The 18,115-nt window shown below is 36.1% G+C and carries 13 protein-coding genes; 1 reads left to right on the top strand and 12 read right to left on the bottom strand.

All coding sequences use genetic code 11. The features are described from left to right. Window positions 1-74: 74 nt before the first annotated feature. The 4 genes from dnaI to C7J88_RS01575 all read right to left on the bottom strand — a co-directional run bounded on the left by dnaI (window position 75) and on the right by C7J88_RS01575 (window position 4,041). Window positions 75-998: a primosomal protein DnaI gene (gene dnaI / locus C7J88_RS01590; protein WP_095118125.1), complete on the bottom strand. Its 924-nt coding sequence runs from the start codon at window positions 996-998 to the stop codon at window positions 75-77. Continuing rightward, window positions 998-2,371: a replicative helicase loading/DNA remodeling protein DnaB gene (gene dnaB, locus C7J88_RS01585; RefSeq protein ID WP_095116537.1), complete on the bottom strand. Its 1,374-nt coding sequence runs from the start codon at window positions 2,369-2,371 to the stop codon at window positions 998-1,000. The genes dnaI and dnaB overlap by 1 nt, the downstream gene beginning before the upstream one ends. Beyond that, complete coding sequence (nrdR, locus tag C7J88_RS01580; RefSeq protein ID WP_095118124.1) at window positions 2,371-2,841, bottom strand: transcriptional regulator NrdR; 471 nt, start codon at window positions 2,839-2,841, stop codon at window positions 2,371-2,373. The genes dnaB and nrdR overlap by 1 nt, the downstream gene beginning before the upstream one ends. A gap of 198 nt (window positions 2,842-3,039) precedes the next feature. Then, the gene (locus C7J88_RS01575; RefSeq protein WP_095116535.1) at window positions 3,040-4,041 is read right to left on the bottom strand and encodes a glyceraldehyde-3-phosphate dehydrogenase; all 1,002 of its coding nucleotides are present in this window, start codon (window positions 4,039-4,041) and stop codon (window positions 3,040-3,042) included. A 286-nt stretch (window positions 4,042-4,327) separates the two neighbouring features. On the opposite strand from C7J88_RS01575, the gene C7J88_RS01570 reads away from it, so the two are divergent. After that, on the top strand, window positions 4,328-5,638 hold the full coding sequence (locus tag C7J88_RS01570) for an ISL3 family transposase (RefSeq protein WP_095115876.1): 1,311 nt from the start codon (window positions 4,328-4,330) through the stop codon (window positions 5,636-5,638). A 371-nt stretch (window positions 5,639-6,009) separates the two neighbouring features. On the opposite strand, the gene coaE is transcribed toward C7J88_RS01570, so the two are convergent. From coaE to pyk, 8 genes are all read right to left on the bottom strand, one after another. Next, on the bottom strand, window positions 6,010-6,630 hold the full coding sequence (gene coaE, locus C7J88_RS01565) for a dephospho-CoA kinase (RefSeq protein ID WP_095116534.1): 621 nt from the start codon (window positions 6,628-6,630) through the stop codon (window positions 6,010-6,012). A 13-nt stretch (window positions 6,631-6,643) separates the two neighbouring features. Beyond that, window positions 6,644-7,516 (bottom strand): bifunctional DNA-formamidopyrimidine glycosylase/DNA-(apurinic or apyrimidinic site) lyase, encoded by an 873-nt coding sequence (mutM, locus tag C7J88_RS01560; RefSeq protein WP_095116532.1) that lies wholly within the window; start codon window positions 7,514-7,516, stop codon window positions 6,644-6,646. A gap of 19 nt (window positions 7,517-7,535) precedes the next feature. Then, entirely contained in the window at window positions 7,536-10,163 is a 2,628-nt protein-coding gene (gene polA, locus C7J88_RS01555) for a DNA polymerase I (protein ID WP_095116529.1), read from the bottom strand. A gap of 138 nt (window positions 10,164-10,301) precedes the next feature. Continuing rightward, window positions 10,302-12,017, bottom strand: a complete 1,716-nt coding sequence (gene pnpS, locus C7J88_RS01550) for a two-component system histidine kinase PnpS (protein ID WP_095116527.1) — start codon at window positions 12,015-12,017, stop codon at window positions 10,302-10,304. Then, window positions 12,018-12,713 carry a response regulator transcription factor gene (locus C7J88_RS01545; protein WP_095116525.1) on the bottom strand — a complete coding sequence of 232 codons (696 nt, stop codon included), beginning with the start codon at window positions 12,711-12,713 and terminating at the stop codon, window positions 12,018-12,020. 854 nt (window positions 12,714-13,567) lie between these two features. Beyond that, window positions 13,568-14,830, bottom strand: coding sequence for an NADP-dependent isocitrate dehydrogenase (gene icd, locus C7J88_RS01540; RefSeq protein WP_095116521.1), 1,263 nt, complete (start codon window positions 14,828-14,830; stop codon window positions 13,568-13,570). Between the two features lie 49 nt (window positions 14,831-14,879). Then, on the bottom strand, window positions 14,880-15,998 hold the full coding sequence (locus tag C7J88_RS01535; protein ID WP_095116519.1) for a citrate synthase: 1,119 nt from the start codon (window positions 15,996-15,998) through the stop codon (window positions 14,880-14,882). A 344-nt stretch (window positions 15,999-16,342) separates the two neighbouring features. Next, complete coding sequence (gene pyk, locus C7J88_RS01530) at window positions 16,343-18,103, bottom strand: pyruvate kinase (protein WP_095116517.1); 1,761 nt, start codon at window positions 18,101-18,103, stop codon at window positions 16,343-16,345. Window positions 18,104-18,115 lie beyond the last annotated feature (12 nt).

Here is an 18,115-nt window from a genome sequence, read left to right as displayed (position 1 = left end):
CCAACACCCTATCATATCCTCTAATTCGTTAACATGATTCATTTATATCTATTATAACGCTATTTTGCATTTTTTCAACGGTTTCTATAATTTTCACCTTCTAATTTATACGGTTTTGCCAATGTCTTGATACGTTCCATGATACGTTGTGCTTTCGTCCACTCTACACCATTCTTCGTACGAGCAATATGAGCTTCCAACTCTTCAAAATTAAAATTAGAACTAAAGAAAGTCGGTAGTTCCTGAATCATGCGGTAGTGTAACACCGGACCCAACACTTCATCTCGAGCCCAAGGTGTCATATCTTCTGCACCGATATCATCCAATATAAGCACTTTTGCCGAGCGAATTTGTTCAATTCTTTTCGTAGTTGTGCCATCATTGAAACCATTTTTCAAAATTCGTATAAACTCAGGTACATATATAATTGTTGTGTGTACATGTTTTTCTTTCAGTTCATTTGCGATTGCTCCAAGAATAAATGATTTACCCGTACCAAGTGCACCGTATAAATAAAATCCCTTCACAGGCTTTTGGTTCACAATATCATCAATCAATGTCTTAAACTGCATTGCCAAATCTAAACGGTTACGACGATCCATATAAACATCTTCCAATTTGGCGTTCAATGTTTCTGGGTGCATATGGAATGATGTTATCATACTTTGTGCTAGGCGTTCTTCATCATGTCGTATCTTACATGGGCATGGTTTATAACGAATCTTAATACGCTGATTTTCCACATACAACTCAGGAATATGCCCTTTTACAAAGTTAGGACAGTTCTCAAATGTATGATTATCCGTATAATGCTTCTGTTGGTCCTTGTACTCTTGAAGAATGTTCAAATCATTTTCAATCATATCATTTGTTATTTCCGATTGATGTGCGTCCAAGAACGCCTTCACATCAGGATCATTAATCACTTGGCGTTTAATCTTCTCAATACGCTTTTGAATCGCATTATTCGACCCCATAATTTGATTAAATGATTTCATCATTCATCACCCGCCTTTCTACTTTGTTGTAATTCTTTCAAGAAAGCTTCCCGATCTCGCTCTAACACATCCAAATCTTCTTCTTTTGATTTGAATTCTTCTGGATGCGTCATCCAACGTGGTTTCTCTTCGTAAACAGTCCCTTTAGAATAGTTCTGACGTTGTGGCTGCTTTCTTTTTTCCTGTGCCTTTTCTTCATTGCGCTGAATTTCCATCGCTTTTTGATGTGCCGTTTTGGCATCCACGACACCGCTTTTTTTCCATGTAGATGCGACAGAATAGACGTATTTCTCTGGTAAGTTATTGTCGATCTTTTGCATAACATACTGCAGTAGGATATTGATAACACCAAAATTAAAACCTTCTCGCTCCATCAACTCTTCAATCATACGCTTCTGATATAATGGCGGTTCAGATCCACCGTATGATGTTAACATTACAACAGGGCTCGTATTATCCATTAAATGATACCAGTCTTCCCAACTTTCCACTGACACATCTTCATGTTCCACTCCTCCTTGATTCACCGTATCAGATGTTGCATTCATACGCTGAAGCTCCGGAAGCGTTTGTTGGTTGCCATTTAAGAAGTGTGTCTGTGCCTGTTTGCGTAAATCTATAATGGATAAAGTCTGATCACTATTTAGTGATTTTAAAATCAATGTCTTCATTTGGTCTGGCGCAATACGATATAACGTGGCGAGTTGAACAATCAATGTCTTAGTCGGTTCAGTTAGTATTTCTTTACTAATGTAATGCGTCTGCAACATATCTGCTAATAAGTCGAAGTCGAAAGAAACATCTGTCAAATCAACACCGTTGTATTCTGTTTCAGCTAGATGCTTCTCAGGCTGATAAAATGATTGCTTCGGCACTTTGAATACATCGGTAAACTTTTTCGTCACATCCACGTATCCTGTTGTATCAACTGTCTGTATAATAAAGTGCGATTTCAATTGATGATAACGTTGATTCCCTACGATTTGGTAAAAATAAATCGACAGCATTGGATCATTGAAAAATTCATCAGGGCTTGGTGGTGGCAATAACTCATAAATAAATTGTGTCGTCTCATCTGAATGACGGACGTATGTGCGCATAAGACCGATACCTTCTAATAAATCTGCATATTCTCTAAAACTCATCAAATTAATCTTCAACTCAGACATCACTGTATAGTGTGTCAGACCTTCTTCAGCGGATGACATACTGAATTGACTCAAAAAATGATAAATACCGACAGATTGCGCACCAATTAACGGCGTAAATAGGCGACTTAATATTTCATCGTGCAACGGCTGCAAGCGAAACTGTTGTATCACTTGAAAGCCATCGTGAGGACGAAGTGTGTTTGCATACATCGATAACGACATTATGATTCACTTCGCTTGTTGTCTTTTAAGATACCTTGCATCGATTCGAGCAATTGATCCACATCTTTGAATTCACGATATACTGATGCGAATCGCACATATGAAACTTGATCTACTTGCATTAATAAGTCCATCACATATTCACCGACATCACGTGACGACACCTCAGCAATACCTGATTCACGCAATTGCCATTCCACTTGATTCGTAATCTCTTCAAGCTGTTGAAAACGAACCGGTCGTTTCTCACATGAACGTACCAAACCGTTGATAATTTTCTCTCGATTAAATTGTTCTCTTGTCCCGTCTTTTTTAACGACGATCAGTGGACTCATTTCTATATGTTCAAAAGTTGTGAAACGCGTGCCACATTGGTCACATTCACGTCTTCTTCTAATCGCATTCGTATCTTCAGCATGTCTTGAGTCTACAACGCGAGATTGTGTATGGTTACATTTAGGACATTTCACGACTTCGTCACCTTCTCCAAAAGATTTTTGTTTCATTATACTATAAACCACCCGATAGCAAAAGCGACAGGAACAAATGGTATTTATAATGAATTTGCCAACGCTTATTCGTTTCTTCATATCGTGAAATAAAAAAGCTAAGACTTGAATCATCTATCCAAGTCTCAGCCTATAAGTAAATTGATTTCTTTATATTAATTATGCAATACCTTTTGCGATTAATTGTAATACTTCAACAACTCGGTTTGAGTAACCCCATTCGTTATCGTACCAAGCCAATACTTTCACTTTGTTGTCTCCCATGACAATTGTTGATGGTGCATCAATAATTGCTGAATGTGGGTTAGTCATAAAGTCGTCTGATACCAATGGTACGTCTACTGTTTCAACAATACCATCTAAGTCGTTTTGACGAAATACTTCATTCACTTGTTCTTTAGTCACTGATTGTTCTAAATCTACAACTAAGTCAACAAGTGACACATTTTTAGTTGGTACACGTAATGCCATACCGTGTAATTTACCTTCTAATTCAGGTAATACAAGTGCGAGTGCTTTTGCTGCACCAGTTGAAGTTGGAATAATACTTTCAAATGCTGCACGTGCACGACGTAAATCTTTATGAGGGTTGTCTAAGTTCTTTTGGTCATTTGTAACAGAGTGAACAGTTGTCATTAATCCATTCACAATACCAAATTCGTCATTTAAGATCTTAGCAACCGGTGCTAAGCAGTTAGTTGTGCAAGATGCATTACTGAAAATGTCATATTTTTCCACATCTAAGTCTTTATCGTTCACACCTTTAACAATTGTTTGAACGTCTCCACCTTTAGATGGGCCTGTTAAAATAACTTTTTTTGCGCCTGCTTTAATGTGCGCAATTGCTTTATCACCATGGTTGAATTTACCAGTTGCTTCAACTACAACATCAATTCCTAATTCTTTCCATGGTAAATTTTCTGGATTACGGTCTGATACCAGTTTGATCTCTTTTCCGTCAACTTTAATACCATTTTCTGTCGCTTCTACTGGCTTATTGAAAAGACCATGTGTTGTATCATACTTAATAAGATGAGCAATTGTTTCAGGTGGGTAACTTGCATTTAAAGCTACTACCTCAATATCCTCATTATTTAATGCAATACGTAATACCATACGGCCGATACGACCTAATCCATTAATCGCAATCTTTGTCGTCATGTTAAAAAGCACTCCTTAGAAATGTGTTATACTTATATTTAAGAGTATAACATAATTTAAAATAAATGAAACCGTTTTCTTTATTATTTTTATTTATAACCTATTATTTGATTGTTGAATAACTCATTTGTGGCCGAAAAAGGATGTTCACCTTTTGTGGTGGGATGGCATGAAATGCTATCCCGCCTTTTTTATGTTTTAAATCATTTGGATACAAAAAAAGCGCTCATGCCTCTATAATTTTAAGTGACTAAACAAAAAAATAAAGAGGAGACATGATGCGCCTATGTGTAATGATATATTAAAACTACTAAAAATAAAAGATGAAAATATTCAAGTTCTTAAGGTGGAAGAAGATGTAGAAGTGCGTGGTCGGCTTTCTACGGTTGTTTATGGAACACTTTCTTATACACCCAAAGCTTGTATGAAGTGTGGTTGTGTCAATGATGGGCAAATCCATAAGCATGGTAAACGCGTTTCGCGTTTAACACTATTAAAATCTCAAGAATCCAATGTTTATCTTAATTTAGCGAAAGAACGCTTTAAGTGTCTACATTGTTTAAAGACTTTTACGGCTCAAACAAACATTGTTGATAGTAACTGCTTTATTACCAACCGTGTGAAATTAGCGATTCAGGATAAACTCACACGTGTACAGTGTGAGATAGATATCGCTCATGATTGTAGTGTTTCACCGAGTACAGTTAAAAGATGTATTCATCAACTCTCACAATCATTAATAGTCAAACCTTCATCTGGATTGCCAAAACATATCTCCATAGATGAGTTTAAAAGCGTTAAGAACGTGACAACAGCGATGAGTTTTTTGTTTATAGATAATGAAACGAATCAGATTATTGATATCTTAGAAGATAGACGTATTCATAAACTCAAAGAGTACTTCTATCGCTTTGATCGACGTGAACGATTAGCTGTTAAAACTGTAACTGCTGATATGTATGAACCATACATCAACTTCATTCATGAAGTATTTCCAAATGCGATTTTGATCTTTGATCGCTTTCACATTGTTCAGCACCTTAATCGTGAATTAAATAAGCAACGTATTTCTGTAATGAATGCTTATCGCTATCGATCATCAACAGATTACACGAAAATGAAAAAGCACTGGAAACTCTTTCTTTCTGACAGGCAGGATATTAATAGTTATGAATACTTTTGGTCGAAGTCTTTCAAAACGTACACAACATCAAGAGATGTTTTAACATATCTACTAAGTCTTGATCAGCAGCTCTATGACACTTATATGTTAGTTCATCAACTTCGTGAAGCATTGAAACAATGTGACTGGTTACGTTTCAAAGAAACTTTAATGGGTGTCGAAAAGAAGCATGTATCACGTGGTGTTTGGCGTATCATTCGATTCTATAAGAAATACGAGTATGTCCTTTACTCAACAATCAAGTACCCGAAGTTTAACAATGGAGCGATTGAAGGTATCAATAATAAAATTAAGCTTATTAAACGTGTATCATATGGCTATCGCAACTTTAATAACTTTAAAGCGAGAATACTCATCATTTTTAAGCTGTATCAACGTTCTAAAAAGCAAGGGCTATTAAACTGTGTTGCATAAAGATTACCTAGTAATCACAACTTAACATGTCACAAACACTCATATAACTGTATAGTGTAAAATCATTTCTAATACGAGACGCCTAAGGCAACAAGCCGAACTGAAAATCCATTTTGGCTTCACTTATTCAATAAAGCCAAAATTAGTTGAAGTGAGGCGCCTTGGCAAGTGAGTATTAAAGAAATGATAGTACTCAAAAAGCGTACAATTAATGAATAACTGTACGCTTAAATGAATGTAATGATTACTACGTGTTATGATTAAGTTAAATATAAAATTAGTTACTTTAAATTATCTGCCCACCACAAAAAATGGACTTCCCCGAAAAAAGCACATGGAACTCCTATGTGAATTCCATGTGCTTTTCATCTTTATTCTTCTGTATTTGTATAAGGTTCAATATAGCCCTTTTCAATTAAGAGCTTTTCAACATTTTGTTTTAACTCTAACGTCGTATCAAGGTTATCGATTACGACATCTGCCATTCTACTTTTTTTGTCGATAGAGATTTGGCTATATACACGTGCCTTTGCATCTTCAATCGATAAATCATTTCGTGCCATGAGTCGATCGACTTGAATCGGCTCCGAAGCATACACAAGCCACACTTCATCTACGGTATCTTCCAGTTTATTTTCATATAACAATGGGATATCCATAATAACGTTGTGACCTTCAGCTAAATAGCGCTCTTTTTCCGCTTCCATCAGTTCACGTACAATTGGATGAACAATCGCATTTAATTTTTCACGTAAGCCGCTATCATAAAATATTTGTTCACCTACATACTGACGATTCATCTCGCCTGACTCAGTGATTGCTTCTTCTCCAAACGCTTCACGCACTTGTTCCAAGCCTTTTGACCCTTTTTCTACCGCTTTTCGTGATGCGATATCTGCATCTACAATTTTAAAGCCGTGCGCTGATAACAATTGTGCGACTGTTGATTTTCCAGTCGCAATTCCTCCTGTTAATCCTATCACTTTTGGCATAATTTCCCTCTTTCTAACATTGACAATGCTCACAGTAGTGGGTATTTCTACCACCAATGATGGCAGTAACAATGTCATTCCCACAATTAGAACATGTTTTTTGCTTATATACTTTTAAATTATTTTGCATCGTTCCTCGTTGACCATCTGCATGGACATAATCCGAGATACTTGTTCCACCATTCTCTATACCCATTTTTAGCACCTTTACAACACTTTGAAACACTTTTTGTCGCTGTGCAATTGATAATGTACCAGCAATCGTATGCGGGTTGATTCTCGCATCAAAGAGCGCCTCACAGGCATAAATATTACCACAACCTGCAATCACACGATGTTCCAAGATCATTTGTTTAATCGGCATTTTTTGAAATTTTTTATGCGAAAACTGGCTAAGATAATGTGCTTCTGCTTCATCAGTAAATGGTTCGGGCGCAATCTCTATAATTGATGGATATTCCGATAGTTGTGCTACATTTCGTATTTCACCGAACCGTCGAATATCTGAATAAATCAATTTCAACCCATTATCCAAATGGAAAATCACATGCCAGTGCTTTCGATAATTTGGTATGACAATATCTTCAACATCTTGTGCCACGAAGAAGCCACCAGCCATACCGAGATGAGAGATCAGTATTCGTTCACCTGCATCATATTTCAATATAAATAATATATATTTGCTACGACGTGTCACACTTTGAATTGTATAGCCAATACTGTGTGTTTTAAATGCATCCAATGAAATACCTTTAATAATTGTTTCTTTTCCTACATCTTTTCCAGCAATGACTTTATCTGAAAATGTCACATCAATAATTTGTTGACCTGTTACATATGGTTCAATACCACGTTTCACATGCTCAACTTCTGGTAATTCTGGCATCGTTCAACCAACTTTCTTTCTATTTTGCGTCGTACCATGTCGGTCCATATTCAGACTCAACACTTAATGGGACATCTAATTCTAAAGCATTCACCATAATGTCTTCAACGAATTGACTGAAACGTTCAACTTCGTCTTTTGGTACTTCAAAGATTAACTCATCGTGTACTTGTAATAACAATTCTGCTTTAAAGTCTGTTACTTGAACAGCTTCATGAAAATCAACCATTGCTTTTTTAATAATATCAGCGGCACTTCCTTGAATCGGCGAGTTCATAGCTGTTCGCTCTGCAAAACCACGTTTATTAAAGTTTCGACTTGTAATATCTGGAATATAACGACGACGATGTAACAATGTTTCTACATAGCCTTGTTGTTTCGCATCTTGAACAATTGTTTCCATGTACGTTTTGACACCAGGAAAATGTGCGAGATAATCATCAATGAATTGTTGAGCTTCTTTACGTGTGATACCCAAACTTTGGCTTAGACCATAGTCACTAATACCATAGACAATACCAAAGTTAACGGCTTTCGCTTGACGACGCATTAAAGATGTCACTTCGTCTGCTTCAACATTAAATACTTTCATCGCTGTTGTCGTATGGACATCTTCATTATTAATAAATGCTTTTTGTAAAGTAGGGTCACCGGTAATATGTGCCAATACACGCAGTTCGATTTGTGAGTAGTCAGCTGCTAAGATAACATAATCTTCATGAGATGACTTGAAAGCTTTACGGATTTGACGCCCTTCTTCCAAACGAATTGGGATGTTTTGTAAATTGGGATCAACAGATGACAGACGGCCAGTTTGTGCAAGCGTTTGATTAAAACGTGTATGAATACGCTTGTCATCCCATATTACTTTTTGTAAACCTTCAACATACGTGGACTGTAACTTAGACAATGTACGATATGTGAGGATATTTTCAATAATTGGATGTTGTCCATGCAATTTTTCTAGCACATCAACAGCAGTTGAATAACCCGTTTTTGTTTTTTTGATGACTGGTAATTCCAGTTTCTCAAAAAGAATGACTCCAAGTTGTTTCGGTGAGTTAAGATTGAATGTTTCACCTGCTTGTTCATGAATGTTCTCAATCAATTGATCTAAGCGTTGTTGTATGTCCGATTCCATCACTTGGAGGGTTTCTCTATCTGTATAAATACCAGTGAACTCCATTTCACTTAATATGCGAGCCAATGGTAATTCAAGTTCAGTTAATAAATCTAATTGTTGATGCGATTCCAGTGTTTCTGTCATTTCTGGTTTTGAGATTGCGATGGCATCCAATATAGAAGCGATATGTGCATTGAGTACAGAATCTTCTGGCACCTTATATGACTTCCCTTTTCCATATATCGTCACATCTTCTTGAACATGTGTATTTTTAAAGCGCGACACCACAGAATGCACATCATCTATTGTTTGTGACGGATCAATCAAGTAACTCGCTAACATTGCATCAAACGTAACGTTTTGCAAATCAATACCTAATCGTTTCATTGCAGTATATAACTTTTTCGCATCATATGTGATGATCGATGTATTGACGTTTGATAACCAGTTAATTGCAGGTTGATGAGCCGTTAGATCTTCTATTGAAGACACCACATACTGAACACCATCATAAATACCGAACTTTAATAAGTCGTCTTTCAAATAGTTAGCCCCTGCAACCTCTATGTGCACAGTTGCTTCGTCCAACTGTTCAAAATCAATCGTTCTAAGATCTGTCGATATTTCAAATGTCTTCGATGGTGCTTCTTCAGAAGGTATACTATCCACTTCATCTAACATCTGACGAAATTCTAATTCTTTAAATAAAGCAATTTTTTCTGTCTCATCATATGATTCTGGTAAACGTGTATCAGCCAGTGACACTTCGATAGGACTTTCACGATGGATTGTTGCGAGCTTCTTACTCATGAGTGCATCTTCTTTACTCGCTAATAACTTTTCTTTTAACTTTTTGCCTGATACCGCATCAATATCTTCGTATACTGCTTCCACAGAACCAAATTGATTGAGCAATTTGATCGCTGTTTTTTCTCCAACACCTGCAACACCCGGAATATTATCTGACGCATCGCCCATAAGCCCTTTCATGTCGATGATTTGTTTCGGCTCTAACCCTTGATATTTTTCCGCAATAAATGCAGGTGTGTAATGATCAACGTCTGTAACCCCTTTTTTCGTATAGTAAATGGTTACGTTATCCGATGCCAATTGCGTTAAATCTCGGTCACCGCTAATAATAATGGTTTCCATACCTGCTTCATCTGCTTCACGACTGAGCGTGCCAATAATATCGTCTGCTTCATAGTTGTCTAATTCATATGTTTTAATGGCATACGTCGACAACAATTGTCGTATATAAGGGAATTGCTCACTTAATTCCGTCGGTGTTTTTTGACGGCCACCTTTATATTCAGCATAATCTGCATGTCTAAACGTTGTTTTCCCAGCATCGAATGCAACGAGAAAATGCGTCGGTTGTTCTTCTTTAAGCACTTTTTCTAAAAGCCGAACGAATCCATAAATCGCATTTGTATGAATACCTGCTTTATTTTGTAATAATGGCAAAGCATAAAAAGCTCGAAAGCTTAAACTATTACCATCGATTAGTATCAGTTTATCCACAGTCTTACCTCCAAGAATAGTAGTGCTTTTATTTTATCATAGAATACGATGAAACCCTATTACACAACGTTGTGATTCAGTGTATACAAAAAGCTGGCAACTCATGAAATAACATGTTCATGAATTGCCAGCCCTACATTACTTACCTTTGATTTGATTCGGTAACACAACTCTAAACATCGAGCCTTGTCCTTCTTCAGATTCAACTTCTATTTTCCCTTGATAAGCTTCTACAATATGTTTCGTAATAGATAAACCTAATCCTGTACCACCAGAATCACGACTTCTCGCTTTGTCTACTCTATAAAAACGTTCAAAAATGCGGTATTTCTCATTGTGATGAATGCCAATCCCTTCATCAATCACTTCAATAACATGCTGTTGCACATCATTATAAACACGCAATGTTACCTTTTTATTTTTAGGTGAATAATTCACTGCATTGGTCATTAAATTGACAATGACTTGTGTGAGTTTATCTTCATCTGCCATCACATAAATATGAGGGGCAATTTTGTCGACAAGTGTAATCTGCTTCGTATCAGCAATTGGTTGAATCATAGACAAACTATCACGTGCGACTTGTGACAAATCAATGCGATGTTTTTCCAACGTTGGGTTTTGTTCAATCTTTGATAGATTCAGCAAATCTTCAACAAGTGATTGTATACGGTTCGATTCTTTCAAAATAATATCTAAAAACATTTCTAACGAATCAGCGTCATTCTTCGCACCATCAATCAGCGTTTCTGCAAAACCTCTAATAGATGTAATCGGCGTTCTCAATTCATGAGATACATTCGCAACGAAATCTTTACGTAAATTTTCAAGTTTTTTCAATGCAGTGATATCATGTAACACGATCACCATACCTTGAAGCCGCTTCTTTTTTCGCGTTAGGATTGGGACGCAAGCCGCATCAAAAAATTTCTGATGAATATCATTCAAATGAAGTTCAATTTGTTGATAGATTCCCTTTTCAACTTTAAATCCTTCAACGATTAGCTTTTTCAAATCCATATCTAATACATCTTCGTAATGACGTTGTTCGACATTCTCTCCATTATGAAACATATCAATATATGTTTTATTTGCAACGACTACTTCACCTTTTTTATCAATCATCAAAATAGCACTTGGAATATTTTCTAAAGTCGTTAGCAATCGATTTCGTTGCATTTTTTGTGCATGATTCAGCTTCTCCAATCGACGTGCTAACACATTGATAGCATGATACAGCTCTTTTGTCTCTTTTACATTGCTTTCAGGAATACGAATATGGTAGTTCCCTTCTGATAATAGAGAGGCAGCGTATGAGACTTCATTGATTGGCTTAATGTATGTGCGGTGGATATAACGAACAATAAAATAGATAAAACCAAGCGTCAGCATACCGATAAAAATTAAATATTTCCAAAATGTCATTTGTAATTCTGTTACGATATCGGAATGACCACGTATTAATAAAATCCGGTCATTCTCTTTCTTTCCATATGTATAGATACCAGACTTTTTGTCCCATTCATAAATCGCAGACTGTCTTCCAAGCTTCTCTACCAATGCCGATTTTTCTTTATCAAGTGATGGATATGTCTGTGAATGACTTCGCTTTTCTTGATCACCCTCGATTAACAATGTATTAGCATGCATCTGTTTCGCAAGTTGTTCAGCATGAATATCACTTTTTTCTTGATAGGCAGCGAGTAGCAGTTGTGCAGATTGACTCGCTCTTAACTGCTGATCATCCATTGTATTTGTATAAATACTATTATGAACAAAAAATCCAAGTATAAGAAAACTTACAACAATCAACGTTGTAAGTAGTAGTAATAATTTATGATAGAATTTAATCATTTATTTCTCTCGCTCCAGTTTATAACCGAGACCACGCACTGTTTTGATTAACTGTGGTTTCTTAGGATTCTCTTCTAATTTATCTCGCAAATGACTGATATGAACATCGACAATTCGTGAATCACCTGCAAATTCATAATTCCATACAGAATTCAACATATGCTCACGAGTAATCACACGGCCTTGTCGCTCAATCAAGTACAATAACAACTCGAATTCTTTCGGTGTAAGCTCTACAAGTTCTCCATCTCGATATACTTCAAAAAACTCAGGACGAATACGTAACGAACCGATGTAAATGTCGTCGTTTTCTTGTTGCCATTCTGCTGATGTTACACGACGTAATATAGCTTTCACACGTGCCACCACTTCACGTGGTGAAAAAGGTTTTGTCATGTAATCATCTGCGCCGAGTTCCAAACCTAATACACGATCAAAAGCATCATCCTTAGCTGTAAGCATTAATATTGGCACAGAATTTTTATTTGTACGAATCGTTTTACAAACTTCTATGCCATCTTTTTTTGGCAACATGATATCTAACACAATAATATCTGGTTTGACTGTATCAACCATTTCAAGTGCTTCTTCACCATCTTGTGCCACTACGGTCGTGTATCCTGCTTGTTCCAAGTTATATTTCAACAATGTCACAATTGAATGCTCATCATCAACAATCAGTACTTTTTGAACCATTTGCGAAGTCCCCTTCTCGTTAATTTATAAATATATTATAACGATAAATACGAAATACGTTAAGAAAATTAACAATGTTTTAATAAAACCTTAATAAACGTATTTCTTAGATTTAAATTACATTCATTTGGAAGTGAATATTTAATCAAACGTCGGAAAATTATTTTTCATCTAATTTTCTTCCAATAACACAAATAATCAATCCTATAATAAATAGAGTCAACGTTGACATAAAATGAATCATCGGATTATCTAAATTTAATTTAGGCTGTATTAGAAAATAATAAGTCAATGTAGTGATTGAAAATAAAATAATGGCTAAAATGCGATATTTCATCAAAATTTACCTCAAATTGTATTTGTGATTCCATAAATATAATTATACACAAACGTAATAGTAATTTATTTTTATAGTAGACTTTTAATAATAACATATGAAAACTTTAGTAATCATATATATAGCTAGTAAAATACATGGTACGAAAAGCAAAGATGACAATAATAATTTTTTAAAATCAGATCCTTTTTCATCTTTCGTAAATGCCATCAAATAATATACATAAGAAAAAGATAGTTAAAATCATCATAGCTTCCATTACCATAAAGTCAGGCGTTAAATAACCATGAATAATTAACAAATATAAAATTGCTACACAAAATAACAGAAGCATTTGATACAAAATTATAGTTACCAATTGCCTCTCCATTAACTTTTATAAATATTTACTTAAGTATATGTGCTACGAGATATTTTACCAGTTGATTTTGTAATTCGTAACCTATCGATGCTTCTTTACCTAAAAAGAGATCAGACATATCAACGTCTGATCTCTGAAAATCATCGAAACGGATGATTATAAGTTTTTGATAAGTTCATCTGCAAATGCTGATGTTGATACTTCTGTTGCACCGTCCATTAAGCGAGCAAAGTCATAAGTTACAACTTTAGATGCGATCGTTTTTTCAACAGAAGCTGTAATCAAATCTGCTGCTTCTTGCCAACCAAGGTGTTCTAACATTAATACACCTGATAATAAGACAGATGATGGGTTTACCTTGTTTAATCCTGCATATTTTGGCGCTGTACCATGAGTTGCTTCAAAAATAGCATGACCTGTTTCGTAGTTGATGTTCGCACCTGGAGCGATACCAATACCACCTACTTGTGCTGCTAATGCATCTGAAATATAGTCACCATTTAAGTTCATTGTTGCAACAACATCATGCTCAGCAGGACGTGTTAAGATTTGTTGTAAGAAGATGTCAGCGATAGAATCTTTGACAATAATTTTACCTTCTTGTTCTGCTTTTTCTTGAGCAGCGTTTGCAGCACCTTTACCTTCTGATTCTACTAGGCGATCATATTGTTGCCATGTGAATACTTTGTCACCAAACTCTGCTTCAGCTAAGTCGTAACCCCATTGCTTAAATGCACCTTCAGTAAACTTCATAATATTACCTTTGTGTACAAGCGTTAAAGACTTACGGTTGTTGTCTAAAGCATATTGAATCGCTGCACGAACTAAACGCTCAGTACCTTCTTTAGAAACGGGTTTAATACCGATACCTGATGATTCAGGGAAACGGATATTCTTAGCGCCCATTTCATTTTGTAGGAAGTCAATGACTTTCTTAACTTCTTCTGAACCTTCTTTGAATTCGATACCTGCATAAATATCTTCAGTATTTTCACGGAAGATAACCATATCTGTATCTTCTGGACGTTTAACAGGAGATGGCACACCTTGGAACCAACGCACTGGACGTAAACATGTGAATAAATCTAATTCTTGACGTAACGCAACGTTTAGTGAACGAATACCGCCGCCAATTGGTGTTGTTAATGGCCCTTTGATTGCAATCAAGTATGATTTGATGGTATCTAATGTTTCAGCAGGTAACCATTCGCCCGTTTCATCAAATGCTTTTTGACCTGCTAATACTTCTTTCCATGCAATTTCTTTCTTGCCATCATAGGCTTTCTTTACAGCTTCGTCGATTACGCGACTTGCCGCTCCCCAAATATCTGGTCCAATTCCATCACCGATAATAAATGGAATAATTGGTTGATCCGGCACTTGTAATCCACTGTCTGTTTTTACGATTTTTTCACTCATTGTTAAATAACCTCCAAAAAATAATTTAGTTGCTTAATCTGAAAATATTTTAGCGTTTTTCAATTGGCTCGTATTTACGGTTTGTTTCGCCAATATATGTTGCACGAGGACGAATGATACGGTTGTTCGCCAATTGTTCAATGATATGAGCTGTCCAACCTGAAGTACGGCTTACCGCAAAAATTGGTGTGAACAAGTCATGCTCGATACCCATGCTGTGATACACAGTCGCACTGTAAAAATCAACGTTTGGTAAGAGACCTTTTTCTTCTTTAATAATATCTGCAATTTTTACAGACATTTCAAAGAGTTCTTTTTGACCTGTCTCTTCAGTAATTTTGCGACTCATTTCTTTTAAGTATTTTGCACGTGGGTCGCCATTTTTATATACACGGTGACCAAAGCCCATTACTTTTTGTTTGTTAGCAAATGCATTTTCAAGATACGCATCTACTTTATCAATAGAACCAATTTCAAATAACATGCGCATTACTTGTTCATTTGCTCCACCATGTAAAGGTCCCTTTAATGAACCGATTGCAGCTGTTACACCAGAATACATATCAGATAAAGATGATACCGTACAACGTGCTGTAAATGCTGATGCGTTTAATTCATGGTCAGCATGTAAAATTAATGCTTTGTTGAAGCCTTCAATTTCTACATCTGTTGGTTTTTCACCACGTAACATATATAAGAAGTTTGCAGCATAACTCAATGATGGATCTGGCTTAACTGGTTCTTTACCTTCACGAACACGTGCAAATGATGTCACTAAAGATGCAACTTTTGCTTGAATACGAATTGCACGTTCTTTGATCGCATCTTCATCATTCTCATCTGCATTTTCATCGAAGTGTGCAAGGTAAGATAATGAAGTACGTAAAGCCGTCATCGGATGTACCTTGTCAGTCGTATACTCTTCGAAGTGACTGTACATTCGTGGATTTAACGTCATATAGCCGTATAATTTTTCTTGTAATTCTTTCAGTTCTTGCTCGTTTGGTAAACGATAATTCCATAGCAGGAACATCACTTCTTCAAATAATGCATTTTCAGTTAAGTCATCGATATCATATCCCGCATAAGTTAATTGGCTATCGATAATCGAACTAATTTTTGTTTCGGCTGCAATAACCCCTTCTAAACCTCTGATTAATTCTGCCATAGTAATTTCCCCTTTACTGTATATTCGCTCTAATGTAACGGCTTTCATAAATATATTATATCTAATTTTAGCAAATTTGTGAACAATTTAAGAACTTGCGAAGTCAGAATTATCTAATAATAGTATATGTAACAACCGACATTAGTGGCATAAATGTGATGATGGCACGCTTTCTATGCGTTTTCACTTTACAAGACATCCTGTTTTGTATGCCTTTTCATTTATTTATCATACACCATAATTAAATATGATGACAACAGATTGGCCTGTTCTTTCGGCTGTTGTAAAAAAGACAGTAAAATCCTTTTCAGATTTTACTGTCTTTTGACATTTATACTTAAAGATTATAATACGTTAGCATAACCTTCGAATACTTTACCTTGTGCTGCGTCTACTGTTACGAAGACATTATCAGGAATGACTGATGTCACATCTTTTACACCTACGATTGTTGGAATTGATTTTTCTAATCCGATAATCGCACTTGGAGATGTCAAGCCGCCTTCTTCTGTAACTAATGCTGCAACACCATCTAAGTAAGGTACGATCGCATCATCAACTGAAGTTGTTACGATAACTGCACCTTCTAGGTTTTTACCTTCTAATTCTTTCGCATCGTTGACAACAACTGTACGACCGACTGCTGAAGTACGACCAATACCTTGACCACTTGCTAAATCTTCACCAATTAAGTGCAATTTCATCAAGTTTGTTGTACCTGTTTCACCAGTTGGGACACCCGCAGTAATGATGATAAGATCACCATTCACAACACGTTCTGTTTCTACTGCTGTTGCAACTGCGTTGTTTAACATTTCGTCTGTTGTATAGATTCCTTCACGGATGACTGGATAAACACCCCAAATCAATGAACATTGTCTTGCAGTTGTTGCTTTCGGCGTCACTGCAATGATGTCTGATTTTGGACGATATTTAGAAATCGTACGCGCTGTATTACCACTTTCTGTCGCTGCAACGATTGCTTTAACGTTTAAGTTTAAAGCTGTGTGTGCAGTTGATACTCCAATTGCGTTTACAAGTGATGTTTCAACAAGTTTCGTACGATCAGATAATAACTTTTTGTAGTCCTGTGCTTGTTCAGCAGCAAGTGCAATATTATTCATTGCGATAACAGCTTCTTCAGGATATGCCCCAGCAGCTGTTTCACCTGATAACATTACTGCATCTGTACCATCGTAAATCGCATTGGCAACGTCTGATGCTTCCGCACGTGTTGCACGTGGGTTACGTTGCATTGAATCTAACATTTGTGTTGCTGTGATAACTGGTTTACCAAGTTTGTTACATTTGCGAATTAATTCTTTTTGAACAACTGGTACTGCTTCTGGTGGAATTTCCACACCCATGTCACCACGCGCAATCATCAAACCATCAGAAACTTCTAAGATTTCATCGATATTGTCGATACCTTCTTGGTTTTCGATTTTAGGAATAATCGTAATATTATTGTTGTTTTCATCTTCTAAAATGCGTCGAATTTCTAGTACATCACTCGCACGACGAACAAAGCTTGCTGCGATGAAATCAACGTCTTGTTCGATACCGAATCGGATATCTGCAGCATCTTTTTCAGTAATTCCTGGTAAGTTGACGCTTACACCCGGTAAGTTGACACCTTTTTTATTTTTTAATTCACCTGTGTTTAAGACTGTACAATGAACTTCTCCAGCTGCTTTATCAATCTCTTTAACAACTAATTCTACTAAGCCGTCATCAAGCAAAATATATGATCCAATTTCAATATCATCGATTAATTGTGGGTAAGTCACTGAGAACTTTTCTTCTGTCCCTTCAACTTCTTCCATACTTACTGTTACGTCTGAACCTTTTTGTAACATAATAAGACCATTTTTCATATTATGTGTACGGATTTCAGGTCCTTTTGTATCTAGTAAAATACCGATATTTTTGTTTAATTTTTTTGCAACTTTACGAATCGTTGCAATACGTGCAGCATGTTCTTCATGTGAACCGTGTGAGAAGTTCAAACGTGCCACGTTCATTCCTGCTGTCATTAATTTTTGCAACATCTCTTCAGATTCAGATGCTGGACCAATTGTACATACAATTTTTGTCTTTTTCATTAACATTGCCTC

The sequence above is a fragment of the Staphylococcus muscae genome (assembly GCF_003019275.1).
GTDB classification, from domain to species: Bacteria; Bacillota; Bacilli; order Staphylococcales; family Staphylococcaceae; genus Staphylococcus; species Staphylococcus muscae.
Note: the sequence above shows the minus strand (reverse complement) of the source record. Positions and strands in the feature narration are given on the sequence as shown.